The organism is Piscibacillus sp. B03 (assembly GCF_052246295.1).
In the GTDB taxonomy this organism is placed as follows: Bacteria; Bacillota; Bacilli; order Bacillales; family Alkalibacillaceae; genus Piscibacillus.
In genome coordinates this window covers 15,262-40,957 of sequence record NZ_JBQQCO010000018.1, presented here as the reverse complement: position 1 = coordinate 40,957, position 25,696 = coordinate 15,262, and the positions used below count along the sequence as shown (strand labels likewise).

Below are 25,696 nucleotides of genomic sequence, written 5' to 3'. Positions count from 1 at the left end.
TTTGACTTTTTATGTGTTGTTTCGCTAAATTTAATTGCAGTTTGCACCAACATGCCTCCTTTATAATTGAAAATTCTGCAAAATACGTCAAAGTTAGACAACTATGCTATACTTGGACTGTAATCTAAGTTCGGGAGGCCTTTATGCAAACTAGAGATTCTAATATTATCCCATATCGTCATGAGGGTGATTTTTATTTTTCATATGGCGTAAAAGCATTTCAAGGTAAGCGTTTTGAAAAGGCTGAGAAATGGTTTCAAAAGGCTTTAGAGCTTAAGCCAAACAATCCGCTTTATTTGTCTCAGTTATCGGTCTTGTACACGGAGATTGGTCAATACCATCGTGCGAATGATCTTTTACAACAAGTAGTCGATCATCATGGACATGCTTATCCGGATTGTTTTTATTTATTAGCCAACAATTATGCGCATTTAGGTCTATTTTATGAGGCAAAAAAGTTTGGTCATAAGTATCTAGAGTTACAAGAGAATGGTGACTTTAGAGATGAAGTGGTTAGACTTCTTGATATGTTAGATCAATTATCAGCTGAGGAATATGAAGAAGATGATTTTGATATCGATGAGATGGATGAAATTATGATTCATCAGGAAACAGCTTTTTACCATTTAGAGCATGAGGAGTGGGAAGAGGCTCTTGAAATTTTAGAAGAGATGATGACTCTTTATCCTGAATATTTTTCAGCAAAACATGAGTATGCTTATGCGTTATTTAGAAAAGGTGATCAACAAGAAGCGATTACATTAGAAGAGGCGTGGTTTGAGCAGGATCCCACTAATCTTCATAGTCGCCTTAACTTAGTATATTTTTATTTTGAAAGTGGTAAAAACAGAGAGTTTGAAGAATTGTTACCATCACTTTATAATGTATATCCGACGTATGAACCGCAAAAATTAAAACTAGCTATTACATTTGCACGTGTGAAAGAGTATGAGCAAGCTCTTTGGCGCTTCCAACAAGTTAATCAGTACGAGGTATCCAATTATTTAAGCTATTATTATTGGTATGCAACGGTTTTGGCGGCTCATGACCTAATGGATAAGAGTATTCAAATTTGGAAACAAGGTCTGGAAAAGCACCCATCACTTCAGTCTTTTAGTTAATACGGTTAAGGGTATAAGCAAAAAGTTTGTCGCTAACATACAGTTCTAATATGATATATAAAGAAGTAGAAAAAAGGAGTTGAGGTCATGACGGAAGAACGAATTTATGACGTAATCATTGCTGGTGCAGGTCCTGCAGGTTTAACTGCAGCTGTTTACACATCTCGCGCTAACTTAGATACATTGATGCTTGAGCGTGGTGTGCCAGGTGGACAAATGGTTAATACTGAAGATGTTGAAAACTACCCAGGCTATGATCACATTCTTGGGCCGGATTTATCTAATAAAATGTTTGAGCATTCTCAAAAGTTTGGTGCAGAGTATGCATTTGGTGATATTAAAGAAATTAAAGACGGAAAAGAATTCAAAACCGTTATTGCAGGTAACAAAGAATATAAAGCTCGTGCAGTGATTTTAGCTACAGGTGCTCAATATAAAAAATTAGGCATCCCTGGAGAAGAAGAATACAGCGGTCGCGGTGTTTCTTACTGTGCGGTTTGTGACGGAGCATTCTTCCGCGATAAAAACTTATTCGTTGTCGGTGGCGGTGACTCGGCTGTTGAAGAGGGTGTTTATTTAACACGCTTTGCGAACAAAGTGACAATTGTGCACCGTCGTGATGAGTTACGTGCTCAGAAAATTTTACAACAACGTGCGTTTGATAATGAGAAGATCGACTTTAAGTGGAACACTGAAATGAAAGAGATTAAAGAAAAAGACGGTAAAGTCGGTAGCGCTGTTCTTTATAATAACGAAACGGACGAAACTTATGAAGAAGAAATTGACGGTGTGTTCATTTACATCGGTATGATTCCATTAAACCAAGCGTTCACAGACATTGGCATCACAACTGATGAAGGTTATGTCAAGACGAATGAAAACATGGAAACAGCCGTACCGGGAATTTTTGCTGCTGGTGATATCCGTGATAAAGAACTTCGTCAAATCGTTACAGCAACTGGCGATGGAAGTATTGCAGCTCAGTCTGCTCAGCATTATATTGAAAACCTTATGGAAGAGTTAAAGGTTGAACAATAATCGTAACGGCTTTTTAACTCGTGTGTAACACGGATGAAACAATGATTCGTTATAATAGGGTTAATTAATTGACCCCCTTTATTAACTATAGATTAGTTAGCCACACAGGTTTATATAGCCTGTGTGTTTTTTTTGTATGTTTATAGAGGTTAAGAGTGACGTTCATAAATCTGAGAACCCGTTCATAAATGCTGAGAACCCGTTCATAAATGCTGGGAACCCGTTCATAAACGCAGTGAACCCGTTCATAAACGCAGTGAACCCGTTCATAAACGCAGTGAACCCGTTCATAAACGCAGTGAACCCGTTCATAAATGCAGTGAACCCGTTCATAAATGCTGAGAACCCGTTCATAAACAGATGAGAGCCGTTCATAACAATCGAATTTCGGATAGATTATACCGGCATGAGACGTTGAGACGTTCAAATCTGTACGTGTGCACGTGAAATTGGGTAGAATGTCTGTCAAACTGAAAATGGCTGATGTGTCTGTCCGAAGAGCAAGATCACTTGTGAAACTCGATATACAAAGTCGGATAGACATTTTTATTAAAATACAACGAATGTCATCATTCAAAACTTCTGCTCTGTTATTAGTACTCATATAGATGTATAATAAGGATAGAGAACACAAGGGAGTGAACGTTATGCAACGTGTTACAAATGCCGTATACATTCATGATGAACAAGTTCTTATGTTAAAAAAGCCTAGACGTAATTGGTATGCTGCTCCGGGTGGTAAAATGGAGCCAGAAGAAAGTATTAATCGTGCGATCAAGCGTGAATATAAAGAAGAAACTGGGTTGAAATTAATTAATCCAAAGTTATCAAGTGTTTTTAATTTTGTTATGGATGATGATCAAGAATGGATGATGTTTACATACGTTTGTCATCAAGCAGAGGGTAAGGTGCTTGAGCACACGCCAGAAGGGACTTTAGAATGGGTTCCAGTAAATGAAGTGTTAAGTCTCCCAATGGCTGAAGGTGATCGAACGCTCATTAAGCATGCCATTGAGGATCCTCAATTTGTGTTAACAGGTACGTTTTATTATACATACGATTTTAAGCTAAAAGAACAAATCGTAGATAATCAATTAGTATAAAAGTGAGAGGGGTGGCGTCATGCAAAATCAGAGTAAAGTCGTCGAATTGGTGATTATCACAGGTATGTCAGGTGCAGGAAAAACAGTTGCAATCCAGAGTTTTGAAGATATGGGATACTTTTGTGTCGATAATCTACCACCAACGTTACTGCCAAAATTTTTAGAGTTGATGAAAGAAAATCCTGAAGAAAATAAAAAGCTTGCAGTTGTAATGGATTTACGTGGTCGTGAGTTTTTTGATAGTTTGTATGAAACGTTGGATCAATTAGGGGCAGAGACTTGGATTCAAGAGCATATATTATTTTTAGACGCGACTAATGAATCACTTGTTCAAAGATATAAAGAGTCAAGAAGGTCTCACCCGCTAGCACCTGATGGATTACCTTTATCAGGAATCCAACAAGAGCGTCAAATCCTTGATGAATTAAAAGGTCGAGCACAGAAAATCATAGATACTACAGGCCTTTCTGCGCGTGAGCTAAGAGAAAAAATATTAAAGAACTACTCTGAGAAAAAACAACAAATTTTCTCTGTTCAAGTCGTTTCGTTCGGTTTTAAGCATGGCGTACCGATTGATGCAGATATTATGTTTGATGTGAGATTTTTACCAAACCCTCATTATGTCGAATCGATGAGAGATTTAACTGGTTTAAACCAAGAAGTAAATGCTTATGTTTTTAAATGGAAAGAAACGAGACAGTTTGTTAGAAAGCTACAAGACTTACTGAAATTTATGCTTCCTCATTATCATCGCGAGGGTAAAAGTCAGTTAGTTATTGCCATTGGATGTACAGGTGGACAACATAGGTCTGTTGCGATTGCTGAGAAATTGGGAGAAATTATTAATCAACAGTATACAGCTCATGTTTATCACCGAGATATAGAAAAGGGGAATAAACGATAATATGACGAATGTTAATGGACCAAAGGTAGTCGTTATCGGGGGAGGAACCGGGCTGCCTGTGTTATTAAGGGGATTAAGACAATATCCGATAAATCTTTCGGCGATTGTCACTGTTTTTGATGACGGGGGAAGCTCGGGAAGATTGCGAGAGGATTTATCGATTCCAGCTCCAGGTGATATTCGTAAAGTAATCGCTTCGATGTCGGATGTTGAGCCAACATTATTAAAATTGTTTCAGCACCGATTTGAGAATGGAAATGGTATTTCAGGGCACTCTTTAGGGAACCTTATATTAGCAGGGATGACTTCAATAACAGGAGATTTCTATAAGGGAATTAAAGAAATTTCTCGAGTTTTTAATGTAAAAGGTCGGATTTACCCAATCGCGAATGAAAATATGTATTTAAAAGCAGAGTTTGAAGACGGGACGGTTGTTCGGGGTGAATCCAACATTCCTAAGGTTGGAAAAAAGATTAAACGAGTATTTTATGATCCACCGAAAATCGAGCCACTACCAGAAGCTGTGCAAGCTATTCAAAAGGCAGAAATGATTGTTGTCGCACCGGGAAGCCTATATACAAGTATTATTCCAAATTTAATCGCACCTGAAATTAAACAGGCACTTCTAAAAGCTAAAGCTAAAAAATATTATATTTGTAACATCATGACACAACATGGTGAGACAGATGATTATACAGCATCACAACATATAAAAGCCCTACATGACCATGTTGGTGATAAGTTTATTGATGAAATTGTAATTCATGGTAAAATGATTTCACCAAACATTAAAGAAGGTTATGCGAAAGAACAGGCAGCACCGGTTTTATGTGATGATGAAAACTTACACAATGTAGGTGTTCAAGTTTTAAAAGGAGATATTGCAAGCTTACATGAAGATGGTACGTTAAAACATGATGAGCAAAAGATAGCAAAACTTCTTTACAACTTGTTATAATAGAAGGTAGACTAGAACAGTTGAAGTTAGAAATGAGGGGAATACCATGTCATTCGCATCCGAAACGAAAAAAGAATTAACGAACATCGAGAGCGATGACTGTTGTAAACGAGCAGAATTAGCATCTTTAATCCGCATGAATGGTTCGCTTTCGTTTTCGAACCGTCAATATATTTTAGATGTTCAAACAGAAAACGCAGCAATCGCAAGACGGATTTATTCGTTAATCAAGCATATGTACGATGTGCCGATTGAACTTTTAGTACGTAAAAAAATGCGTCTTAAAAAGAACAACATCTATATTGTTAGAATGTATCAAGAGGTTAAGAACTTATTAACGGATCTTGAAATTTTAGAAGGTACATTTACGATTAAACGAGATGTCTCAGATTCTTTTATTAAAGAGGATTGTTGTAAACAGTCATACTTAAGAGGTGCGTTTTTGGCCGGTGGTTCAGTGAATAACCCTGAAACGTCTTCATATCATTTAGAGATATATTCGTTCTATGAAGAACACAACGAGGCTCTTTGCCGTTTATTAAACCATTTTGATCTAAACGCAAAGACTCATGAACGTAAAAAAGGGTTTATTTGTTACATTAAAGAAGCTGAGAAAATCACTGAATTCTTAATTTTAATCGGCGCCCATCAAGCGCTACTAAAATTTGAAGATGTAAGAATCATGCGTGACATGCGTAATTCAGTCAATCGATTGGTTAATTGTGAAACAGCGAACTTAAACAAAACAATCGGTGCAGCATTTAGACAAGTTGAAAATATCCGTTACATTGAAAAGACTGTTGGATTAGAGGCGTTGCCGGAGAAGTTACGTGAGGTGGCAGAGCTTCGAGTGACACATCAAGATGTGACACTAAAAGAGTTAGGCGAATTATCTAAAAACGGTAAGATTAGTAAATCGGGAATCAACCACCGTCTAAGAAAGATCGATGAATATGCTGAAAAACTAAGAAAAGGCGAATTATTAGAAAGTTAAACCTGATTCGCTTTTTATTTCCATTTTTTCATGCTATAATATATAAAATTTCAATGAAGCGCTTTAATATAAAATAGAGAGGAGTAGCTGAATTTGGTTGAAAAAGAATTATCAGTTCAATTAGAAACAGGCTTACAAGCAAGGCCAGCTGCTAAATTTGTACAGGAAGCCAACCGTTTTTCATCAGATGTTTTTCTAGAGAAGGATGGCAAGCGTGTTAACGCAAAAAGTATCATGGGCGTGATGAGTTTAGCAATTGGATCAAACGAAGTCGTCAAAATTCAGGCAGAAGGTCCTGATGAAGAAGAAGCAATGGAATCATTAATTACATTTATTGAAAGTGAAGCATAATTTATGCGTAACCACGTTGGGAATAGACCTAACGTGGTTTTTTTGTGGAATAATGTACGAACGCTGACCCAGATGGGAAGTGGAAAGCGAAATAAAAGGCCGTGCTTTTCGATAAGGAGGAGCTGAATGTCGATAGGGGGGCGGTGAATGCCGATAGGAAAGCGTCGAATGTCGATAGGGAAGCGGTGAATGTCGATAGGGTAGCGGTGAATGTCGATAGAGAAGCGGTGAATGTCGATAGGGAAGCGGTGAATGCCGATAGGGGGGCGGTGAATGCCGATAGGGAAGCGGTGAATGTCGATAGAGAAGCGCTAAATGCCGATAGGGAAGCGGTGAATGTCGATAGAGAAGCGGTGAATGCCGATAGGGTAGCGGTGAATGCCGATAGGGAAGCGGTGAATGTCGATAGGAGAGCTCTGAAAGTCGATAAGAGAGCGCTGAACTGCAATTGAATAGGCTAACATCAAATGGGCTCGTACAAAACCTGCGAAACATGTCGTAATTTTTGTTTATTCTGAGTATTGTAAAAATTAGTCTTCTCACATATACTCGAGGTAGATACTTAAATTTTGAAACTCGATTTCAATAATTGAAATGATTGGGGGTTTTACAATTTGAACATTAGCTCAGAACGTGTTCAATCGTTACCGCCGTATATTTTTTCGCGTATTAACAAGCGGAAGAAAGAGCTCATTCAAAACGGAATGGACGTCATCGATTTAGGAATCGGAGCCCCAGATCTACCAACACCACAATTTATCATTGATGAACTGGTCAAAGAAGCTAATATTCCAAGTAACCATCGTTATTCACCGTATGGGGGATGTCAGGAATTTCGTGAAGCGGTAGCAGATTATTATCAATCACGGTACGGGGTGAACCTTGACCCCGACAAAGAAGTACTAGCTTTAATTGGATCAAAAGAAGGAATCGCCAACCTCATCTCAGCAGTTTTAAACCCTTCCGACACTGTTATGGTTCCAGATCCAGGATATCCAGTATACGAATCAGCTATCCATCTATCAGGTGGAACATCAACTTATCTACCCTTAGATTCTTCAAAACATTTTCAACCCAATTTTGATGCAGTCACTCATGATGTTTATAACAAGATTAAATTAATGCTATTAAATTATCCAAACAATCCGACCGCAGGAACTGTTGATTTAGATGTTTTTGAGAAAGCGGTTTCATTAGCAAACAAACATAGTTTCGCAATTGCTCAAGATGCTGCTTATGACTTAATGACGTTTGGAGGTTATGAAGCGCCAAGCTTACTTCAGGTTCCGGGGGCAAAGGAAGTAGGCGTTGAGTTTGGATCGTTATCTAAAAGTTTTAACATGACAGGCTGGCGCATTGGTTATGTCGTTGGTAACGAGGCAATAATTGAAGCATTATCAGTTGTCAAAAGTAACACGGATACGAGTCAGTTTTTACCGATTCAAAAAGCTGCTGCTAGAGCACTTCGGAGTGATTTATCATCAGTACTAAAAAATAACGCTGTCTATGAAGAGCGACTAGATCATGTCATCACGGCCTTAAATGAGATGGGCATTCAAGTAGAGAAGCCGAGAGGAACATTTTATGTGTGGGCAAACGTGCCGGATGGGTGGTCATCGATGGATTTTTCATCGGAGCTTTTAGAAAAAGTAGGTGTGATTGTCACGCCTGGTAATGTGTTTGGTTCTAGAGGTGAGGGGTACTTCAGAATTTCTCTATCGGTACCTCATGAGCGATTAACTGAAGCTGTTAGTCGTATGAAACAGTTTGTTAGTCAAGATTAGTGAACTAATGAATATACATCAAAGTGGTGAATGATTGAGGTTCTGCCTCAATTAATATTTATAAATGGAGGGAATATAGTATGTCTAACGCACTCGTTACAGAAAAGAAGTTGTCTAATTTTATTAACGGAGAATGGGTGGCCGCTAAGCAGGATCAATTTGCGGCTGTGAAGAACCCTGCAAATGGTGAGAAATTAATTGATGTTCCATTATCGAGTAAGGATGACGTGGATCAGGCAGTTAAAGCAGCCAAAAAAGCGCAAAAGGAGTGGGCACTTGTTCCAGCTCCACAACGTGCTGAGATATTATATCAAGTCGGTTACATTATGAAGGAGCGTAAGGAGCACCTTTCGCAAATTTTAACGATGGAAAATGGAAAGGTCATTGAAGAAGCACGTGGTGAAGTGCAAGAGGGCATTGATATGGCGTTCTATATGGCAGGTGAAGGTCGTCGTTTATTTGGACACACCACGCCTGCAGAACTAAAAGATAAATTCGCAATGAGCCAGCGTGCACCAGTTGGCGTTGTAGGGATTATTACGCCATGGAATTTCCCGATTGCGATTGCAACGTGGAAGTCGTTCCCGGCAATTGTGGCTGGAAATGCGGTGATTTGGAAGCCAGCAACCGAAACGCCGATGATGGCTTATGAAATGGCGAAAATTTTTGTTGAAGCAGGACTTCCTAAAGGTGTTGTGAATGTTGTATTTGGTTCGGGTTCTGAAGTAGGAGATGCGATGGTTGAGCATCCTGACATTCGCGTGATTTCGTTTACAGGTTCGAATGAAACGGGACGTACGATTGCAGGTAAATGTGGTCAATTATTGAAAAAGGTTTCACTTGAAATGGGCGGTAAAAACGCGGTGATTGTGATGGATGACGCGGATTTAGATTTGGCCGTTCAAGGCATCGTTTGGAGTGCTTATGGTACAAGTGGTCAGCGCTGTACGGCGTGTAGTCGGGTGATTGTTCATGAAAGTGTAAAAGACCAGCTAGAAGAACGTTTATTAGTAGAGATTGAAAAACTAACCATTGGTGATGGGTTAGATGAGCAAAACAAGGTCGGACCGATTATTAACGAAGCAGGCTTAAGAAAAATTGAGAAGTATGTGCAAATCGGGCAAGAAGAAGGCGCGCGTATGGTAGCGGGTGGCCGTGTGTTATACGAAGGTGATTTAAGTAAAGGTTATTACTATGCGCCAACGTTGTTTACGGATGTATCTGCAGATATGCGTATTGCGAAAGAGGAGATTTTTGGTCCAGTATTATCGATTATTCCTGTTAAGGATTTAGATGAAGCGATTGAAGTCAATAATGATGTTGCCTTTGGCTTATCGAGCTCAATTTTTACACAAGACATCAATAAAGTATTTAAAGCTCAACGTGATTTAGATACAGGGATTGTGTATGTGAATGCCGGTACGACAGGTGCGGAAATCCACTTACCATTCGGTGGAACAAAAGGCACAGGTAACGGTCACCGAGATTCTGGTCAAGCGGCATTAGACGTGTTTACCGAGTGGAAAGCGGTTTACGTTGATTTTAGTGGGAAATTACAACGTGCTCAAATAGACGTGGAATAGATATAAAGCCAAAGGGGGAATTTGTACGTGAAAGTAGCTGTATTAGGTTCAGGTTTAATGGGAAAAGAAGCAGCAAGAGACTTAGTGAATAGTGAGGGTGTTTATGAGGTAGGCTTAGCAGATATTGATTTAACGAGAGCTAATCAGGTCTGTGATACGCTAAATTCTGAGAAGCTAGAAGCGTTTCAAGTAGATGCGAGTAATCCAGAGGAACTAGGCAATTTTATGAAACAATACGACGTTGCGGTGAATGCATTGTTTTATAGTTTTAACGAAACAGTAGCCAAAACGGGTATTAAAGTTGGAACGCACGTTGTGGACTTAGGGGGTCACATCGGACATATTACAGATCAAGTGCTCAACTTAAATGAGGATGCACAGGCTGCTGGGGTCACGGTCGTTCCAGATTTAGGCGTTGCACCTGGAATGATTAATATTCTATCTGGCTATGGGGCAAGCAAGCTTGACAATCTTGAATCGATTCGTCTGTTTGTTGGTGGAATACCTGTTCAGCCTGAGCCACCTCTTGAGTACAATCATGTTTTCTCAATGGAAGGGTTAATGGACCACTACACAGATCCAGCGCTCATTATCCGAAATGGTGAGAAAACAGAAGTGTCAGCGTTATCGGAGGTTGAAACATTACATTTCGAACGGTTTGGGCCACTAGAAGCGTTCCATACATCAGGAGGAACGTCTACATTGCCTCATTCCTTCTCTAATGTAAAAACATTAGAATATAAAACGATTCGTTATCGTGGTCATGCCGAAAAGTTTAAACTGCTCGTAGATTTAGGCCTAACACGTCAAGATTATGAAGTGGATGTTCATGGGCATAAAGTTAAACCTCGCGATGTATTTTTAAAATTAATTGAACCGATTGTAGAGTTGAAAGACCGTGATGATGCGGTGTTATTAAGAGTGATGGTGGGTGGGACTGAAGATGGGGTCCCGGTTGAATACAAGTATGAAATGACCACATTCAAAGACCGTGTGAACAACATCACGGCAATGGCACAAGCGACAGCTAATACGATTTCCGTGGTAGCTCAAATGATCGCAAGTGGTACGATTACAAAACGAGGTGTTTATCCACCTGAACGAATTGTACCGGGTCGTGCGTATATTGATGAGATGGGTAAACGAGGAGTCAATATTAAAGAGAGCCGTAGTGAAACGGCATTAGTTACAAAAGCTTAGCAGTCGAGATCCCTCTTTTAATAGAGGGATTTCCTTACATATTATGGTCGAGGGGTTTTTTTAATGAACCAAAGTGTAATCAAAGCGTTAAAAATCTTAGAATTATTTAATGACTCAAAGTCTGAGTTGTCGCTAAAAGAGATATCAGAATCGGCAGGTTTACCGAAGCCGACTGCTTATCGCTTACTTCAATCACTCGAGTCAATGGGATATGTGATGCGAACAGAAAACAATGGACAACAGTATCAACTAGGGCTAAAGCTTTTAGAGTTAGGCCATTTAGTGTCTCATCAACTCGATTTAAGACATATCGCAAAACCACTCATGAAACGACTAGCAGAACAGATCAATGAAGCGGTTCATCTAGTAGTCGTCCACGGTAATCATGCGACTTATATTGAAAAAGTCGATAGCAACAGGGCTTTACGCTTATATACAAAAGTGGGAAAGAGTTCGCCACTACACGTCGGTTCAGGTCCAAAACTTTTACTTGCGTTTATGAGTGAGGAAGAAAAGTTTAGTAGAATAGAAGAGTTAGATGACCGAAGCGCGATTTTACTATTGGATGAGCTCACTATGATTCGTTCTCAAGGATTTTCTCAAAGTGAAAGTGAGCAAGACGTGGACACAACGGGGCTTTCCTACCCAATCTATAACCACAACGGTGAAGTAGTGGCTGCGTTAACCGTAAGCGGACTCTCCAGTCATTTTGAAGGCCAGAATCTAGGATGGATCCACTTTCATACGAAGCAAGTGTCGGAGGAAATTTCACGCTGTTTGGGCTATGTACCGCAATCGGTTCAGAACTAGGGTAGGACCCTGGTTATTTTTTGAGGCAAAAGATGATTTTCCCCATAAAATTAAAAAGTTCCCCATATATCGGAAAATTTCCCTATAAATTAATTTTTTTCCCCATATAACAGAAAAATTCCCCATATATTAAAATTTTTCCCCATAAAAAACAGAACTCCTATTAAAAGAGTTCTGTTCTACCAAACTATTTAATTTCTTCTAATTCAAATGGCCACGAGGGTAGCATTTTATTTAGAGGTTTATCCTCACGGTAGCCTAAAACATATTCTGCCTGCATAACCGTATGGATTTCCCGGGTGCCTTCGTAAATTACAGGCGCTTTGGAGTTGCGTAAATAACGCTCAACAGGGTACTTATTGGAATATCCGTAAGCACCATGAATTTGCATGGCATCATCGGCTGCTTGATTGGCGAAATCACACGCTTGCCATTTAGCGAGCGACGTCTCACGTGTATTTCGTTTTCCTTTGTTTTTTAATTCTCCAGCTCGGTAGACTAAAAGACGACTCATTTGAAGACCGGCTTCCATCTTAGCAATCATCTGCTGAACGAGCTGGTGCTTACCTATTTCTTTTCCGAAGGTTTGGCGTTCATGACAATAACTAACACTCGCTTCCATACATGCCTCAATTAACCCACATGCACCGGCTGCTACTGTAAAACGCCCGTTGTCTAGTGCAGACATCGCAATCTTAAAGCCTTCACCTTCTTCGCCGAGCAAGTTTTCTTCAGGTATAACTAAATTATCAAAGAAAATCTCTCCCGTATTGCCCGCACGAATCCCGTGTTTACCTTTAATCGCTTTGGAAGAAAAGCCAGGCATGGTACGCTCTACGATAAAGGCAGATATCCCCTTATGCTTTTTACTTTTATCAGTGTAGGCAAAAACTAAGAAGTGATCGGCTTGGTCACATAATGAAATCCAAGTCTTTTGGCCGTTTATGACGTAACTGTTACCATCCTTGACGGCGGTTGTTTGCATAGCGGCAACATCAGAACCAGCCCCGGGCTCCGTTAAGCCATATGCCCCAATCTTTTCACCCTTTGCTTGTGGGACAAGATACTTAAGCTTTTGTTCCTCAGTGCCCCATTGTAATAAGGTAAGGCTGTTTAATCCTGTATGTACTGACACTGCTGTTCGAAATGTCGTATCACCACGTTCAAGCTCCTCACAAACAATGGCCAATGAATTATAGTCCATCCCACTGCCACCATACTCTTGCGGAATACAAACGCCCATTAGTCCGAGTTCGGCTAAACGATTCCAAATCATTGGATCGAACGAACCTTTTCCATCCCATTCTTGAATATGTGGCATGATTTCTTGGTCCACAAAACGTCGAGTCGTTTGTCTTAACATCTTCTGTTCATCAGTAAATTCAAAGTTCATTTAAAATTATTCCTCCTTTAAAGATTGCTTCGAATGGTTTTGTTGCGTCAAAATGCTTCGCTTTCCGTAGGCACGGCTTCAGCTAGAAGAAATTTCTTTTCTTCTTAAAGAGGATCTTCAGCTCGTGTTGTTCCCGCTGGAGTCGCCACCTTTCGCTCATCACATCACAAAGATATAAAACTACTCATCTCCCCACTAACAATTAAAAATGCCAGTTTTTATCCAAACTAAAGGATAAAAACTGGCATCTCATCTGTTGTACCGAACCATGTTTGGTTGGTGCCAGACGGAACAAATATGCTAGGTAGAATAAAGTGTTTCGAGAGGGGACTGACTAAATATAGTCAGCTCTAACTCTTAGTGTTAATTATAGATTATTTCGAAAATTGTGTAAATAGTCAGATAAATAATTTTTCAAAAAAACGTATAAAATCGCACTATCATAAAAGCTTGTCACATTAATTGACGTCAGTTTCTCAATTTTATTGAGTCGGTAGCTTAAAGTGTTGCGGTGGATATATAGGCTTTGAGCTGCTCGACTGACATTCATTTGATGCTCACAGTAACTCATAAAACATTTGGCTAGTTCTTTAAAATCAGGTAGCTTAGTGAACTCATTAAAATAAGTTTCATAATAACTCCAAGTAGTGTCAGTCAGATCTTCTAAAACTAACTTTGATAGAATTTCCCAGTTATTGTAATGATAGATGGTCTTAGAAAATTTATACTTATGAGATAGTCGAATGAGACGTTCTGCATCTTGATAGGACTGATGTAAGGTGTAAAGTGAATCACTGATGGTGCCAGCTGCCATTCGACTGTTGTGAATGTTGAGGTCTTTCAAGCTGCGTTGTAGTTTAATCGCTTGATCGTAAAAATCTTTCATGTATTGTTCGTAATGTTGGTCAGATAACACACTTTTCCATAACACTATTTTATCGTAGTGAATGAAGGAACATAGATTATTTTTTGCATGGAATAGTTCTTTAACTAAGTGAATGAGCTCCTGTTTCTTTTGTTCAATAGGTGTAAATGTTTTCTCAGCATAATTAATAATAGAGTGGTTTAAATTGATAATCAGGCAGATTCGCTTTTGATTAATTGGTACATTAAGGTCATTGGAGTATTGTTTGGTTTGGTCTTCATCGAGTTGGTTATTCAAAAGAACATATTGTGCAAATCGTTCAAGGGTGTGGGAGTATAACGAATCTTGCTGGGATTGGTAGATTTCCTTCCACAGCATTTCGACATAGTTTTGTAGTAAAAGAGCATAAGGTTCCACTTCATTAGGATCTCCAATAATCCCGAGTACCCCGACTGTCTTGTAGCCGAAATTAAGTGGAACGGCAATGCCAGGAAGTACATTCTCGTATTCTTTAATTTTTTCATCATCAAAAATCACGGGCTGTCTAACTTCTAGAACATCCTTTGACGGGGCATGCATCGTCCCGATACGTTCAGGGTTTGTGTCACCTATAATTTTACCCTGTTCATCTGTCAGGCTAATCGGAAAAGGAGAAATTTTTGAAATCGCTTTCACTACCTTTTGTGCAGATTGCACTAAACCTTCGATCTTGACCACCCCTCTTAATGGCTGCTTTCTTCAATTCTATCATAATTTTATGAGTCCCTTTCGCATATATTCGAGGGATTTTTCTGTTGACTTTATATATAGATATTAATAGGGGGAGAGTGTAAGTTTAATACAATCAGAATATTTAGATTATAACTTAAAGGGGGTTCACAATGGAACAAAAAACGGATCTCATTATTATTGGTGGCGGTGTGATTGGGTCAAGTATTGCCTACCATTTATTAAACGAAGGTTATCAAGGTGATATAACGATTTTTGAAAAGGATCGCTTATATGAATTTGCCTCAACCCCTAGAAGTGCTGGCGGAATCAGACAGCTATTCACAACGGACATTAACATTCAAATCAGTCGTTATAGCTTGAAAAAATATAAAACATTTCCAGAAGATATGACAGTAGATGGCGAAAGAGCTGAAATTGATTTTCAACAAAGAGGTTATTTATTTTTAGCTCAAAAAGAAACGATGAAGGAGTTAGAAAATCAAGCCAACTTACAACGGAAATATGGTGTGCCATCAGAGATTCTAGAAGCTGATGAGTTAAAACGAATTATACCTGAGGTAAATTCGAACGACTTAACAGGCGGATTATATTGTGGAGAAGATGGCTATTTGGATCCTTATTCGGTTATGCAAGGTTATGTGAAAAAGGCAAAGGAACTTGGGGCGCACTATATTTACGATGAGATTTATTCCATTCATGAGGAAGCAGGTCGCGTAACGGGTGTCGTGACAAAAGACGGTATGTTATATAAAGCCCCTAAGGTGATCAATAGTGCTGGACCATGGGCACCAATCATTAGTAAAAATAGTGGTTATCCGATTCCGGTTATTCCGCTAAAACGTCAAATTATTCAATTTGACGCCGCTGAACCATTGGAGAAACCTTTACCACTAACTGTTGATCCTTCAGGTGTTTACTTCAGACACGAAGGTGACAGTTTTATATCGGGCTACTCTGAAAAAGTAAAGCCAGGCATTGATTTCACTTGGAAGCGATCATTTTTCGAAGAAACACTTTGGCCTATTTTAGCCAATCGCATACCAAATTTTGAACGAGCGAAAATTATAAGCGGCTGGGCTGGGATGTATAGTCATAACACGAAGGATCAAAATGCTATTATTGGTGAACATCCTGAACTATCAGGCTACTACATGGCTTGCGGGTTTAGCGGTCACGGGATGCAACAAGCCCCAGCTGTTGGCCAGGGGTTAGCAGAACTTATTATGAAAGGTCGATACGAGACGATTGATTTATCTCCATTGAGGTTTGAGAGATTTGCGATGAACGAATTGGTGATTGAAGGAGCAGTTGTTTAAAGGAGGAAAATCATGAAATATTTAAATGAAGAAGCCATCTGGAAATGCGTGACGATGTCAGATGTCATTGACGCGATCGATGAATCTTATCGTGTATATGACAAAGGGTCTTTTGAGATGCCTACACGCAGTCAAATACAAGATGGTGACAATACGTTAATCCTGATGCCTTGTATGTCGGATAGTAGTATCGGGACGAAGCTGGTCACATCTTTTCCGAACAATAAGACGTTACCGACATTGCATAGTCTGGTTATTCTCAATGACCATGACAACGGCTCCATCCAATCGATTATGGATGGTGGATTTTTGACAGGATTAAGAACCGGAGCAATTGGAGGGTCTGCAGTTAGACATTTAGCCAAGCAAAATGCCCGGTCGCTAGCTGTGATTGGCACTGGTGTACAAGGGTATTACCAAACGTTAGCGGCTTGTTCTGAGCGAAACATCCAAGATATCTATTTGTATAACCGCTCGATTCATAAAATTCCAGATTTCATAGAAAAACTTAGGCCTCACGTAAGTAGTACAACTCGCTTTCATATTTGCCAATCTACAGACTACGCTGTTCAGAAAGCCGATATCATTATAACCGCCACAACTTCTAAAACACCTGTCCTACCAAAAGACGATTCACTCTACCATGGCAAGCTGGTCATTGGTGTAGGCTCTTTCCAACCAACGATGCAAGAGTTTCCAAATGCGTTATTTAGTTCAGCTCAAGCTTTTTATATAGATTCTCACGATGCGAAAAAAGAATCAGGAGATGTTATTAATCCTATTAAAAATGGACTCTATGATGAATCTGGCATTCAACCATTTTCAGAAGTCATCAAGCTAGAAATGAAACCCGAACAATTCAATTATGAAGAAGGGAGTGTGATCTTCAAGTCCACTGGTATGGCGTTGTTTGATGTTGTCGTCGCATCAGATATATACGAGCGATCGACAGAATTAAACGTTGGGACGGAATTATAAAATTTGGAGGGATACGATGGGGATTATACTAACCGAGTTTATCATTTACTGTTTGATTATACTGGGGATTGGTTACATCTACAGTAAACAAAGTAAGACGCAAAATGATTTTCTTCTTGGTGGTAAAAAACTACCGGGCTGGGCGCTAGCCTTTTCTGAACGTGCGACTGGGGAGTCCGCGTGGTTGTTATTAGGTTTTACGGGGTTCGTATTTGCTTCAGGACTATCAGGAATTTGGGTAGCGGTAGGAATAGCACTTGGTATTATTTTTGCTTGGTTATTCTTAGCGAAAAAATTTATGGAAGAAACAGACAAGTATAACGCGCTAACGCTCCCCGATTATTTAGCGAAACGTTTCGGTCAAAAGGCGAAACTGATTCGTTGGCTAGCTGGGACGCTGATCGCTGGATTTTTAATGTTCTATGTAGGAGCCCAAATGGCAGGTGCCGGAAAGATGTTTTTAATTACGTTCGACTTACCTCCAACTGTTGGGATTATTATTGCGACGGTGATCATCATTTTAATCGCGTTCGGAGGTGGATTCATTTCAGTTGTATGGACCGATATGATCCAAAGTGTCATGATGGTCATCACACTAGTTGTTTTACCAATTCTGGCATTATTCTATATTAATGCGAACGATTTATCGATTTCCCAATCATTAACAACAGCCGGAAGTTCGTTTGATTCGTGGTTTGGTGGGCTAACTGGATTCTCATTAGGTGTCTTATTCTTTAGTAATTTTGCATGGTTCTTTGGTTTCTTAGGTGGACAGCCGCAATTAAGTGCTCGTTTTATGGCATTAAAGAATGAAAAGGAAGTGCGTCAAGGAACTATTGTCGCGATTGTCTGGACGATTCTTGCTTACGGTGGTGCCTTTATGATCGGGATTACCGCGATTGCGATGTATCAGCAAGGCTCGTTTGCTGATGTTGAAACGATATTGCCAACAATGATTCTACAATTAACGCCAAACTGGATTGCTGGTATTCTATTAGCTGGAATCTTAGCAGCTATCATTACAACAGCAAACTCGCAGCTATTAGTTGTAACTGGATCTGTCAGTGAAGATATTATCCATAAAGCATTAGGCTTTCAACTAACTGAAAAGCAACTGCTATGGCTATCACGCTTCTCTGTACTAGTGTTCGGTCTTATCGGAATGATTATCGCCTTAGTCTCTGATTCATTATTGTATCTGGTTGTTAGCTGGGCGTGGGCCGGTGTCGGATGTACATTATCTCCAGCCATCTTAATGACCTTCTTCTGGAAAAAGTACTCAAGTGCAGGTGTCATTGCAACAATCTTAGCAGGGTTAATTTCTACGATTGTTTGGATCAGCACGCCACTTGAAGAGATGATGACATCACGCTTTACAACTTTCTTTATCGCAGCCGCATTCGGTATACTGTTCAGTTACCTCATGCCTGATGAAAAAGAGGAAACAGGCGCCGTTGAGCATGTATCGTAAGTGGGTTTGAGGGCTTATACGGCAAGTTTTGCGTCATTTACGTCAACTTTTTCGTTTTTTACGGCAAGTTTTTTAAAATTATCGTCAACTTTTTTAGGATTAACGTAAACTTTTCGGATATTATCGTCAAGTTTCTTTAATTTTACGTCAAGTTTAAAAAAAGCACGGAACATCGATTATCGAGTGTTCCGTGCTTTTTTATTTTATAGCCGAAATTAAAATTTTCCTTAATAAAAACGACAACGCATCTGGCAACTCTTCTAGCCCCTGAACTAACAGATGCTCACGTCCATAAATGTTTTTCATGAGTAATTCTTCTACTTCGGTAATTGGATCTTCAGATAAGAAAACACCGATGACATCAAGGCCCTTCTTGCGTGCATTTAGGACGGCGTCATGTGTGTCGATGATGCCATTCTCAATATAGTTGAAAGCGGAAGGTTCACCATCTGAGAAGACTAGCAATACTTGATGTTCTGCTTGATACTGCATCAGTTCCTCAGCAGCTACACGTATGCTGAACCCATCACGGTTATCTTCTTGAGGCTCTAACTGCAATATTTCAGGGCCTGACTTTGGATCGAGTGAGTCTTGATGATGAATAACTTTATGAAAATAGTTAGGTTGCTGCTGATCGTCTGATTCAAAGCCGTCTTCCCAAAAGCCAATGATGCCATGAGGGATTTTTAGCTCTTTTAGAACTTCATGGAACAAGACAGCGGCTTTTTTCGTTTCAGCCATTTTGTTCATCATGGAGGCAGAGCAATCAATGAGCAAGGTGAACACCGCATCAATGTCTTTTGACTCTTGGTCCTTTTTATAAAAAACGCGTGGATCATCGTCAATGATTAAAGGCAGAAGTTGTTTTTTGGACAATCGCCCTGAAATGAGGTGATTTCGCGCCGCATTTTGCTTATGCTCTAATGCTTGGTCAATCGTTCGCTTTAGTTTTAATTTTTCCGCTTGAACGTCCCTGACGATCTCTTCATATTGATGGACATCATCAATGGAAGGAGAAGAAGGGTCTACGTCATGCTTTGTCGCTTTAAGGTTATCTTTTCCATAACGCCCTGTTTCTCCAGCCTTTTGCTCTTTCTTTTCATCTAAGTTTTCTAAATCAGAATAATCGTATTCTTGGCTTTCAGATGAAAAGCCTTGCACACTCGCCATGGCTTGATCGCCTTCTTCAGTTTCACGCGCCCCGTCACCTAAGATATTCGATTTGGTTCCTTGATCAAGTTCATATCTCAAGAAGCTTTGTGACCTGTCACTATTTTCATTTTCACGATGCCAGGTTTCAATCTTTTCATCCATGACTTCATCTTCGTCGATAACATCCTCTTGGTCATCATTCGAAAGTGGGTCGGTTCTCATCAATTCATCAAACAATAAATCGTTCTGAAATTCAGCTTCATGTTTAATTGGCAAAACAAAATAGCGATTCACCGCATCCTGATAATCGTCTTGAATACACGAAACCATTTTCATAGTTAAACCCACAATCTCACGTGATGATTTAGCTTCAAATGACTCAAAAAGGTAGGGCTGTAGCTTTTCTAAAGTGTCCTTTTGACTTTGATTTGCATACGTAAACGACTCGAAAGGAGAATTCGACGTTAACTTTAAATAAATCATACAAAACAATTCATCGGTCGGGTAATTACGCGTGACGTTCGTTTGTAGTTGCGTTTTAAAATAACGTCTGTAGGCTTGGTGTCGTGTTTGGAAAAATGAGACGGTGCCCACGCGTGTTGTGCGGATGAACTCCTCTAACCTTAAGTCTTCTAATAACGTAAATAGCTCTGTTGCAAAATTAGGAATGGTGGACTCTTCAATAAAATCGTTAAACTCGTTAACAACTATCAAGTTCGTTTGTGTCATCGTTCCAAGAGCCCTAAGCCAAACGTCTGTTTTGTACCCCGCATGCCGTTCCTCTTCACTAAAATAATCCCAGAAGTGGCTTGCTGAAATCTTTCGGTCTTTCACATTGACGTAGTGACCATATTGATAGTCAAACTCTAGGTCAGGAACTTTTGACAAAACAGAGGCTAAGTCCTGTAGCTCCGTAAAACGCTTCGCATCGACAATCGACTTATCAAACTTCATAAGAACCTCCTAAGATCTAAACAACATATCCGCTAAGTTTCGAACGACATCTTTTTCCCGATCATCTTCTAATTTATCCGTAATCGCACGTTGGATCGCACGCTTAGGTGGAATCATCTCACTTAAATCACAAGCATCGAGTAACGCACGAATACTAGCCGCATCCTCCGAAACCTTACCTTGCTCAGTTGCGGAAATCAAATCTTGTGATAGCTGAACAAACTGATTAATGAGTTTGTCGTCGTTTAAGTTTGTTTGATTTTTAATAAGGTCTTTAAGCTGTTCACCTTGAAGGTATGAGACATCAATGACAATGAAGCGGTTTTTAAGAGCTTCGTTTAGACGTGTCGTTCCGATGTACCCTTCGTTAATTGCGGCGATTACATTAAAGCCTTCTTTGGCCGTGAGCACTTCATTCGTGAGCGGGTTCGTGATCTGACGACGGTAATCGAGCACCCCGTTGATCACTGGAAGCGTCTCAGGCTTAGCCATATTTATTTCATCAATATATAAAAAATGCCCATTTTTCATCGCTTGAACGAGTGGGCCAGGCACAAAATCAATGACCTGGTTGCCGTCTTTGTAGTCAATTGTTTTAAACCCGACAAAACTTTCTACATCTAAATCCACCGAGCAGTTGACGCTGAACAATGGTTGGTTGAACAGGGCAGATAAGGTTTCAGCAAGCTTGGTTTTACCTGATCCAGTTGGCCCTTTAAGTAAAATATTTTTCCCTTGAGCAATAGCGACAATGAGGTCGATAAGAACATCATCGTTTTGTGGGATATAGCCGCCTTTTCCAATTAGATGATCAAAGTTAGTTTCGTTCGTTAGTTTATATTGGTCAATTAGTTTTGTGATGTTTTGTGGTAACTCTTTTGTGATATTCATTGTGGACTCCTTTCGCAATTAGCGGATGCTTTCTAGGTTGCCGTGCGTGCTTTCTGCTGCGTTTTAGATAATAAATCAAAAAATTAGATAATAAATTGTGCATTTTAGATAAAAAATACAAAAAATAGATAATAAATTGCTCATTTTAGATAATAAATTTTAAAAATAGATAATAAACCGCGTGATTTAGATAATAAACTTCAAAATTAGATAATAAAACAATTGTTTTGTTGGCACCATTTCTCAATCTATTACAATTAATCTCTAACCCGAATTGTACTATACAATCGTGTCTCAGGCGAAATCTTACACTTTAATACTTCGGTTTCCGTGATATAATGTAGTCAGACAAAAGGGGAGGAATGGATATGAGAAAGGACCTGCGCTTTCAGATTGCTCATCGTGAAGCGCTCATTGGTGTCGTGCTGGCCTTGATTAATATCCTATGGTGGTACGGCTTTGCGTATGGTTTAGGTAACAAGTCTCCTGAAGAATATTCTTATATTTTCGGATTCCCAGCATGGTTCTTCTGGAGCTGTATCATTGGTTTTCTTGTGATGGTTGTGCTGGTAACTTTAACGGTTAAATTTTTATTAACAGATGTTCCTCTAGATGACCGAGAGGAGGAACAGACAGAATGAATTGGGATGTTTTAATACCTTTATTAGCTTTCTTAGCTCTTATTTTTCTTATTGGAATATGGTCGAATAAAAAGTTAAAAGCATCGAAATCATTTCTAAGTGATTATTTTATTGGAAGTCGTGAACTTGGAGGGCTTGTGCTTGCCATGACGATGGTGGCAACTTACGGAAGTGCATCGAGCTTCTTGGGAGGACCAGGTGCAGCCTACAGTATTGGGCTTGGCTGGGTGTTGCTTGCGATGACTCAGGTCGCGACAGGGTACTTTGTTTTACTTATTTTAGGTAAAAAGTTCGCGATTGTCACAAGGCGCTATAATGCGGTTACGTTAACGGACTTTCTAAAAGGAAGGTATGAAAGTAAAACCGTTGTGATCTTAGCAGCTCTAAGTATTATTATCTTTCTATTTTCAGCTATGGCTGCCCAGTGGATTGGCGGGGCATACCTGATTCAATCCATTACAGGCTTAAGCTACATAGGAGCATTATTTATATTTGCGATAGCGGTTCTGATCTACGTCATTATCGGTGGATTCCGTGCCGTATCCATTACGGATACTCTACAAGGTGTCGTCATGTTCTTTGGTACGCTACTCCTATTGATAGGGGTCGTGATTGCTGGTGGAGGACTTGACCAAATTTTTGCTGATTTACGAACGGAAAATCCTAATTTAGTGACACCTTATGGTAGTGACGGGAATTTATCCGCAGCGTATGTGACGTCATTCTGGATTTTAGTGGGGGTAGGTGTCGTTGGACTTCCGCAAGTAGCGGTTCGTGCGATGTCATATAAAGATTCACGCTCGATGCATCGCGCATTAATCATCGGAACCATAGTGGTCGGATTTATTATGTTAAACATGCACTTAATCGGTGTCTTTGCGAGACCCGTTTTACCAGGAATTGAGGTGGCGGATCAAGTTATCCCGCTCATTGCACTTGAAGTCTTACCAGGTTGGTTAGCCGGTATTGTTCTAGCCGCACCACTCGCAGCCATCATGTCGACAGTCGATTCGTTATTACTATTAGTCAGTTCCTCAGTCGTAAAAGATGTATATATTAATTACATCAAACCAGAAGCGACGAGAAAACACGTGGAAAAGATTAGCTTCAGTGTGACAGCCATTATTGGAATCATCGTCTTCGTAATGGCGGTGCAACCACCTGACTTTATTATTTTCTTAAATCTATTTGCTTTTGGTGGGCTAGAAGCAGCCTTCATTTGGCCAGTGGTGTTAGGGCTTTATTGGAAGAGTGGAAATAAATACGGAGCCATCGCGTCGATGGTGACAGGAATCAGTTCATACATCGGCATTCATTTTTACAACGAAGCCTTTGGAAATTTATTAGGCGTTCACACGGTGACACTGCCAGTCTTTATATCATTGGTTGTTTATGTAGTTGTTAGTTTGATGACTAAAAGTAAAGTAGAATATGCGAATGCTATATAAATAAAACCCGCGATTCAATCGCGGGTTTTGATTTGCAATTAATTATTTTTTCATCACTTCGTCGATTAAACCGTATTCTTTAGCTTTTTCAGCTGACATGAAGTTATCGCGATCCGTGTCACGCTCGATGACTTCATATGGTTGGCCAGTACGATCGGCTAGAATTTCGTTTAGCTTTTCACGCATTTCAACGATACGTTTAGCGTGGATTTGAATGTCAGATGCCTGACCTTGAGTACCACCTAATGGTTGGTGAATCATCACTTCACTGTTTGGTAGACCATAGCGTTTACCTGGTGCACCAGCTGCAAGTAAGAAAGCACCCATTGACGCTGCCATACCTACGCAGATGGTTGAAACATCAGGTTTGATAAACTGCATCGTATCATAGATGGCCATACCTGCTGTGATAGAGCCACCAGGTGAGTTAATGTACAAGGAAATATCCTTGTCTGGATCTTCAGCTGCTAAGAATAACATTTGAGCAACAATTGAGTTCGCAATGTTATCATCAACTGGACCACCTAGCATAATAATGCGGTCTTTAAGTAAACGAGAGTAAATATCATAAGCACGTTCTCCGCGGTTAGTTTGTTCAATGACTGTAGGAATTAAATTCATTCTCATTTCCTCCTTTTTCAAGCTCAATAGTTTCTACACTTTTATCTTACCTTTTTGGTCAATAAAGGTCAAACAAAATAATTCGTAGATATACACATACAATTTTCCCATTAAAAATAAGAAATAAACGTATCATATTTTATTTTTAAGACCGTTAAAGTATGCTTGAATTATATCGAATCTAGAAGTATAATTACAAATGCATTTTAACTTCCATATGCCCTCGTGGTGTAACGGATAACACATAAGATTCCGGTTCTTACGATGGGGGTTCGATTCCCTCCGAGGGCGTTTTAGGCATTTTAGTGATGAAGATTAATAATCGAGTGAACAACCTCAATTCCTTATAGATAAAGGGATTGAGGTTGTTCTTGTTTTGTTAGAGGCTCTATAATATTTGTTGGGGTAAAGGTTATTTTCTGATAAATCCTTTAGGTCTTTATGTTAACCTTCCAGGTTAGGCCTTCCCTTTCCGCGGGCGATCCGCGAGCCTCCTCGAACTCCACTAACGTTACGTTCTGTGGGGTCTCGCCTGGCTCGCTTATCCCGCAGGAGTGTCAGGCCTACCTGGATTTCTCAGAAAAATTTAACCTAAATAAAAAACACGCAAGCTCCTAATTTGTTAGAATTTGTTTAGTCTAAAAAACAAAAAACAAAAGGAGTTGCGTGTACTATGTATTCTAACATTTCTATCCCTGATTTAGAAGAGTTTATTATTACTAAATCCTTTGAAGGGGAGGGGTTATACCAACTCCATGTGGAGTTGGAGAGAAAACCTCACCAATGTCCTGAGTGTCAAAAGTTTACCCAGAAAGTTCATGATTATAGACTACAAAAGATTCAACATACACAAGCGTTTGGTAGAAACACCATGTTGTTTTATCGAAAACGACGTTATATTTGCGAGGATCAAGAATGCCGTAAACGATTCTATGAAGACAACTCAGTTGTAGAGCGTTATCAGAGACAATCAATTGAGTTTAACCAAGCCCTGTCCATTGAACTGATTCATGGTAAAAACTTTAAAGATGTAGCTGATCGATTTATGGTTTCTTCAACGACGGTTATGCGTCGTTTTGATGAAATTAGCTCTACGAAGTTAAAAGAAACAACGGACCTTCCAAGAGTCATTGCGATTGATGAATATAAAGGAGACGCCGGTGGCGAAAAGTATCAAACCATTATTGCCGACCCTATAGAACGTAGACCTATTGAAATCTTAAAGGATCGAAAGAAGCAGACACTGGTGGACTATTTAAAGCAAAATGGTGATAAAGTAGAAATGGTTGTCATGGTGTCACCAACGGTGATAAAATCCCTAATAACAACGGTTTGAATTTCCCCAAAAATAACGGATAATCATTTTATACATTGATAGATTAGGAGTG

Annotated in this window: 24 protein-coding genes and 1 tRNA gene; 19 read left to right on the top strand and 6 right to left on the bottom strand. The window is 39.6% G+C overall.

Features of this window, described 5'->3' with window-relative positions:
• Positions 1-143 precede the first annotated feature (143 nt).
• Together ACTWQB_RS12395 and trxB are read left to right on the top strand one after the other, a co-directional pair.
• Positions 144-1,121: a tetratricopeptide repeat protein gene (locus tag ACTWQB_RS12395; protein ID WP_443139504.1), complete on the top strand. Its 978-nt coding sequence runs from the start codon at positions 144-146 to the stop codon at positions 1,119-1,121.
• A gap of 87 nt (positions 1,122-1,208) precedes the next feature.
• Positions 1,209-2,159 (top strand): thioredoxin-disulfide reductase, encoded by a 951-nt coding sequence (gene trxB, locus ACTWQB_RS12390; protein ID WP_443139503.1) that lies wholly within the window; start codon positions 1,209-1,211, stop codon positions 2,157-2,159.
• A 162-nt stretch (positions 2,160-2,321) separates the two neighbouring features.
• On the opposite strand, the gene ACTWQB_RS12385 is transcribed toward trxB, so the two are convergent.
• Positions 2,322-2,534: a hypothetical protein gene (locus ACTWQB_RS12385; RefSeq protein ID WP_443139502.1), complete on the bottom strand. Its 213-nt coding sequence runs from the start codon at positions 2,532-2,534 to the stop codon at positions 2,322-2,324.
• Between the two features lie 272 nt (positions 2,535-2,806).
• Here ACTWQB_RS12385 and ACTWQB_RS12380 point away from each other — a divergent pair, with 272 nt between their 5' ends.
• From ACTWQB_RS12380 to ACTWQB_RS12335, 10 genes are all read left to right on the top strand, one after another.
• Entirely contained in the window at positions 2,807-3,262 is a 456-nt protein-coding gene (locus ACTWQB_RS12380; protein WP_443139501.1) for an NUDIX hydrolase, read from the top strand.
• Positions 3,263-3,281: 19 nt separating this feature from the next.
• Positions 3,282-4,166 carry an RNase adapter RapZ gene (rapZ, locus tag ACTWQB_RS12375; protein WP_443139500.1) on the top strand — a complete coding sequence of 295 codons (885 nt, stop codon included), beginning with the start codon at positions 3,282-3,284 and terminating at the stop codon, positions 4,164-4,166.
• Between the two features lies 1 nt (position 4,167).
• Positions 4,168-5,124, top strand: a complete 957-nt coding sequence (locus ACTWQB_RS12370) for a gluconeogenesis factor YvcK family protein (RefSeq protein ID WP_443139499.1) — start codon at positions 4,168-4,170, stop codon at positions 5,122-5,124.
• A 46-nt stretch (positions 5,125-5,170) separates the two neighbouring features.
• Positions 5,171-6,118 (top strand): DNA-binding protein WhiA, encoded by a 948-nt coding sequence (gene whiA, locus ACTWQB_RS12365; RefSeq protein ID WP_443139498.1) that lies wholly within the window; start codon positions 5,171-5,173, stop codon positions 6,116-6,118.
• Between the two features lie 93 nt (positions 6,119-6,211).
• Entirely contained in the window at positions 6,212-6,469 is a 258-nt protein-coding gene (locus ACTWQB_RS12360; RefSeq protein ID WP_443139497.1) for an HPr family phosphocarrier protein, read from the top strand.
• Positions 6,470-6,570: 101 nt separating this feature from the next.
• Positions 6,571-6,921, top strand: coding sequence for a hypothetical protein (locus tag ACTWQB_RS12355; RefSeq protein WP_443139496.1), 351 nt, complete (start codon positions 6,571-6,573; stop codon positions 6,919-6,921).
• A gap of 162 nt (positions 6,922-7,083) precedes the next feature.
• Positions 7,084-8,253, top strand: a complete 1,170-nt coding sequence (locus ACTWQB_RS12350; RefSeq protein WP_443139495.1) for an LL-diaminopimelate aminotransferase — start codon at positions 7,084-7,086, stop codon at positions 8,251-8,253.
• Positions 8,254-8,333: 80 nt separating this feature from the next.
• Positions 8,334-9,836 carry an aldehyde dehydrogenase family protein gene (locus ACTWQB_RS12345; RefSeq protein WP_443139494.1) on the top strand — a complete coding sequence of 501 codons (1,503 nt, stop codon included), beginning with the start codon at positions 8,334-8,336 and terminating at the stop codon, positions 9,834-9,836.
• 27 nt (positions 9,837-9,863) lie between these two features.
• A complete protein-coding gene (locus ACTWQB_RS12340; RefSeq protein WP_443139493.1) occupies positions 9,864-11,036 on the top strand; it encodes a saccharopine dehydrogenase C-terminal domain-containing protein in 1,173 nt (390 codons plus the stop codon).
• A gap of 63 nt (positions 11,037-11,099) precedes the next feature.
• Positions 11,100-11,846 (top strand): IclR family transcriptional regulator, encoded by a 747-nt coding sequence (locus ACTWQB_RS12335; protein WP_443139492.1) that lies wholly within the window; start codon positions 11,100-11,102, stop codon positions 11,844-11,846.
• A gap of 187 nt (positions 11,847-12,033) precedes the next feature.
• Here ACTWQB_RS12335 and ACTWQB_RS12330 read toward each other — a convergent pair whose 3' ends face one another.
• Both ACTWQB_RS12330 and ACTWQB_RS12325 read right to left on the bottom strand, forming a co-directional pair.
• The gene (locus ACTWQB_RS12330) at positions 12,034-13,239 is read right to left on the bottom strand and encodes an acyl-CoA dehydrogenase family protein (RefSeq protein WP_443139491.1); all 1,206 of its coding nucleotides are present in this window, start codon (positions 13,237-13,239) and stop codon (positions 12,034-12,036) included.
• Between the two features lie 367 nt (positions 13,240-13,606).
• Entirely contained in the window at positions 13,607-14,821 is a 1,215-nt protein-coding gene (locus tag ACTWQB_RS12325; RefSeq protein WP_443139490.1) for a CdaR family transcriptional regulator, read from the bottom strand.
• Positions 14,822-14,985: 164 nt separating this feature from the next.
• Here ACTWQB_RS12325 and ACTWQB_RS12320 point away from each other — a divergent pair, with 164 nt between their 5' ends.
• Genes ACTWQB_RS12320 through ACTWQB_RS12310 form a run of 3 tightly spaced genes read left to right on the top strand, consistent with a single transcriptional unit; the run spans position 14,986 to position 18,601 of the window.
• Positions 14,986-16,152, top strand: coding sequence for an NAD(P)/FAD-dependent oxidoreductase (locus ACTWQB_RS12320; RefSeq protein WP_443139489.1), 1,167 nt, complete (start codon positions 14,986-14,988; stop codon positions 16,150-16,152).
• A 12-nt stretch (positions 16,153-16,164) separates the two neighbouring features.
• Entirely contained in the window at positions 16,165-17,130 is a 966-nt protein-coding gene (locus tag ACTWQB_RS12315; protein WP_443139488.1) for an ornithine cyclodeaminase family protein, read from the top strand.
• A 16-nt stretch (positions 17,131-17,146) separates the two neighbouring features.
• Positions 17,147-18,601, top strand: coding sequence for a sodium/proline symporter (locus ACTWQB_RS12310; RefSeq protein WP_443139487.1), 1,455 nt, complete (start codon positions 17,147-17,149; stop codon positions 18,599-18,601).
• A 198-nt stretch (positions 18,602-18,799) separates the two neighbouring features.
• Here the strand turns inward: ACTWQB_RS12310 and ACTWQB_RS12305 are convergent, their stop codons facing one another.
• Complete coding sequence (locus ACTWQB_RS12305; protein ID WP_443139486.1) at positions 18,800-20,707, bottom strand: vWA domain-containing protein; 1,908 nt, start codon at positions 20,705-20,707, stop codon at positions 18,800-18,802.
• A 9-nt stretch (positions 20,708-20,716) separates the two neighbouring features.
• Positions 20,717-21,598, bottom strand: coding sequence for an AAA family ATPase (locus ACTWQB_RS12300; RefSeq protein WP_443139485.1), 882 nt, complete (start codon positions 21,596-21,598; stop codon positions 20,717-20,719).
• A 362-nt stretch (positions 21,599-21,960) separates the two neighbouring features.
• Here ACTWQB_RS12300 and ACTWQB_RS12295 point away from each other — a divergent pair, with 362 nt between their 5' ends.
• Together ACTWQB_RS12295 and panF are read left to right on the top strand one after the other, a co-directional pair.
• Positions 21,961-22,239 (top strand): YhdT family protein, encoded by a 279-nt coding sequence (locus tag ACTWQB_RS12295; protein ID WP_443139484.1) that lies wholly within the window; start codon positions 21,961-21,963, stop codon positions 22,237-22,239.
• On the top strand, positions 22,236-23,687 hold the full coding sequence (gene panF, locus ACTWQB_RS12290; RefSeq protein ID WP_443139483.1) for a sodium/pantothenate symporter: 1,452 nt from the start codon (positions 22,236-22,238) through the stop codon (positions 23,685-23,687). The genes ACTWQB_RS12295 and panF overlap by 4 nt, the downstream gene beginning before the upstream one ends.
• A 42-nt stretch (positions 23,688-23,729) precedes the next feature.
• On the opposite strand, the gene clpP is transcribed toward panF, so the two are convergent.
• On the bottom strand, positions 23,730-24,314 hold the full coding sequence (clpP, locus tag ACTWQB_RS12285) for an ATP-dependent Clp endopeptidase proteolytic subunit ClpP (RefSeq protein WP_443139482.1): 585 nt from the start codon (positions 24,312-24,314) through the stop codon (positions 23,730-23,732).
• 213 nt (positions 24,315-24,527) lie between these two features.
• Between clpP and ACTWQB_RS12280 the strand changes: the two genes are divergently transcribed.
• Positions 24,528-24,599 (top strand) — tRNA-Arg (locus ACTWQB_RS12280).
• 382 nt (positions 24,600-24,981) lie between these two features.
• Entirely contained in the window at positions 24,982-25,644 is a 663-nt protein-coding gene (locus tag ACTWQB_RS12275; protein ID WP_443139481.1) for a transposase family protein, read from the top strand.
• Positions 25,645-25,696: the final 52 nt, after the last annotated feature.

Bases quoted from the DNA above. Each gene is read 5' to 3' on its own strand.
- ACTWQB_RS12330 (WP_443139491.1), bottom strand. From the start codon at position 13,239: ATGAACTTTGAATTTACTGATGAACAGAAGATGTTAAGACAAACGACT.
- ACTWQB_RS12395 (WP_443139504.1), top strand. From the start codon at position 144: ATGCAAACTAGAGATTCTAATATTATCCCATATCGTCATGAGGGTGAT.
- ACTWQB_RS12385 (WP_443139502.1), bottom strand. From the start codon at position 2,534: ATGAACGGCTCTCATCTGTTTATGAACGGGTTCTCAGCATTTATGAAC.
- ACTWQB_RS12295 (WP_443139484.1), top strand. From the start codon at position 21,961: ATGGATATGAGAAAGGACCTGCGCTTTCAGATTGCTCATCGTGAAGCG.
- ACTWQB_RS12370 (WP_443139499.1), top strand. From the start codon at position 4,168: ATGACGAATGTTAATGGACCAAAGGTAGTCGTTATCGGGGGAGGAACC.
- ACTWQB_RS12310 (WP_443139487.1), top strand. From the start codon at position 17,147: ATGGGGATTATACTAACCGAGTTTATCATTTACTGTTTGATTATACTG.
- clpP (WP_443139482.1), bottom strand. From the start codon at position 24,314: ATGAGAATGAATTTAATTCCTACAGTCATTGAACAAACTAACCGCGGA.
- panF (WP_443139483.1), top strand. From the start codon at position 22,236: ATGAATTGGGATGTTTTAATACCTTTATTAGCTTTCTTAGCTCTTATT.
- whiA (WP_443139498.1), top strand. From the start codon at position 5,171: ATGTCATTCGCATCCGAAACGAAAAAAGAATTAACGAACATCGAGAGC.
- ACTWQB_RS12345 (WP_443139494.1), top strand. From the start codon at position 8,334: ATGTCTAACGCACTCGTTACAGAAAAGAAGTTGTCTAATTTTATTAAC.
- ACTWQB_RS12275 (WP_443139481.1), top strand. From the start codon at position 24,982: ATGTATTCTAACATTTCTATCCCTGATTTAGAAGAGTTTATTATTACT.
- ACTWQB_RS12315 (WP_443139488.1), top strand. From the start codon at position 16,165: ATGAAATATTTAAATGAAGAAGCCATCTGGAAATGCGTGACGATGTCA.
- ACTWQB_RS12335 (WP_443139492.1), top strand. From the start codon at position 11,100: ATGAACCAAAGTGTAATCAAAGCGTTAAAAATCTTAGAATTATTTAAT.
- rapZ (WP_443139500.1), top strand. From the start codon at position 3,282: ATGCAAAATCAGAGTAAAGTCGTCGAATTGGTGATTATCACAGGTATG.
- ACTWQB_RS12320 (WP_443139489.1), top strand. From the start codon at position 14,986: ATGGAACAAAAAACGGATCTCATTATTATTGGTGGCGGTGTGATTGGG.
- ACTWQB_RS12300 (WP_443139485.1), bottom strand. From the start codon at position 21,598: ATGAATATCACAAAAGAGTTACCACAAAACATCACAAAACTAATTGAC.
- ACTWQB_RS12380 (WP_443139501.1), top strand. From the start codon at position 2,807: ATGCAACGTGTTACAAATGCCGTATACATTCATGATGAACAAGTTCTT.
- trxB (WP_443139503.1), top strand. From the start codon at position 1,209: ATGACGGAAGAACGAATTTATGACGTAATCATTGCTGGTGCAGGTCCT.
- ACTWQB_RS12305 (WP_443139486.1), bottom strand. From the start codon at position 20,707: ATGAAGTTTGATAAGTCGATTGTCGATGCGAAGCGTTTTACGGAGCTA.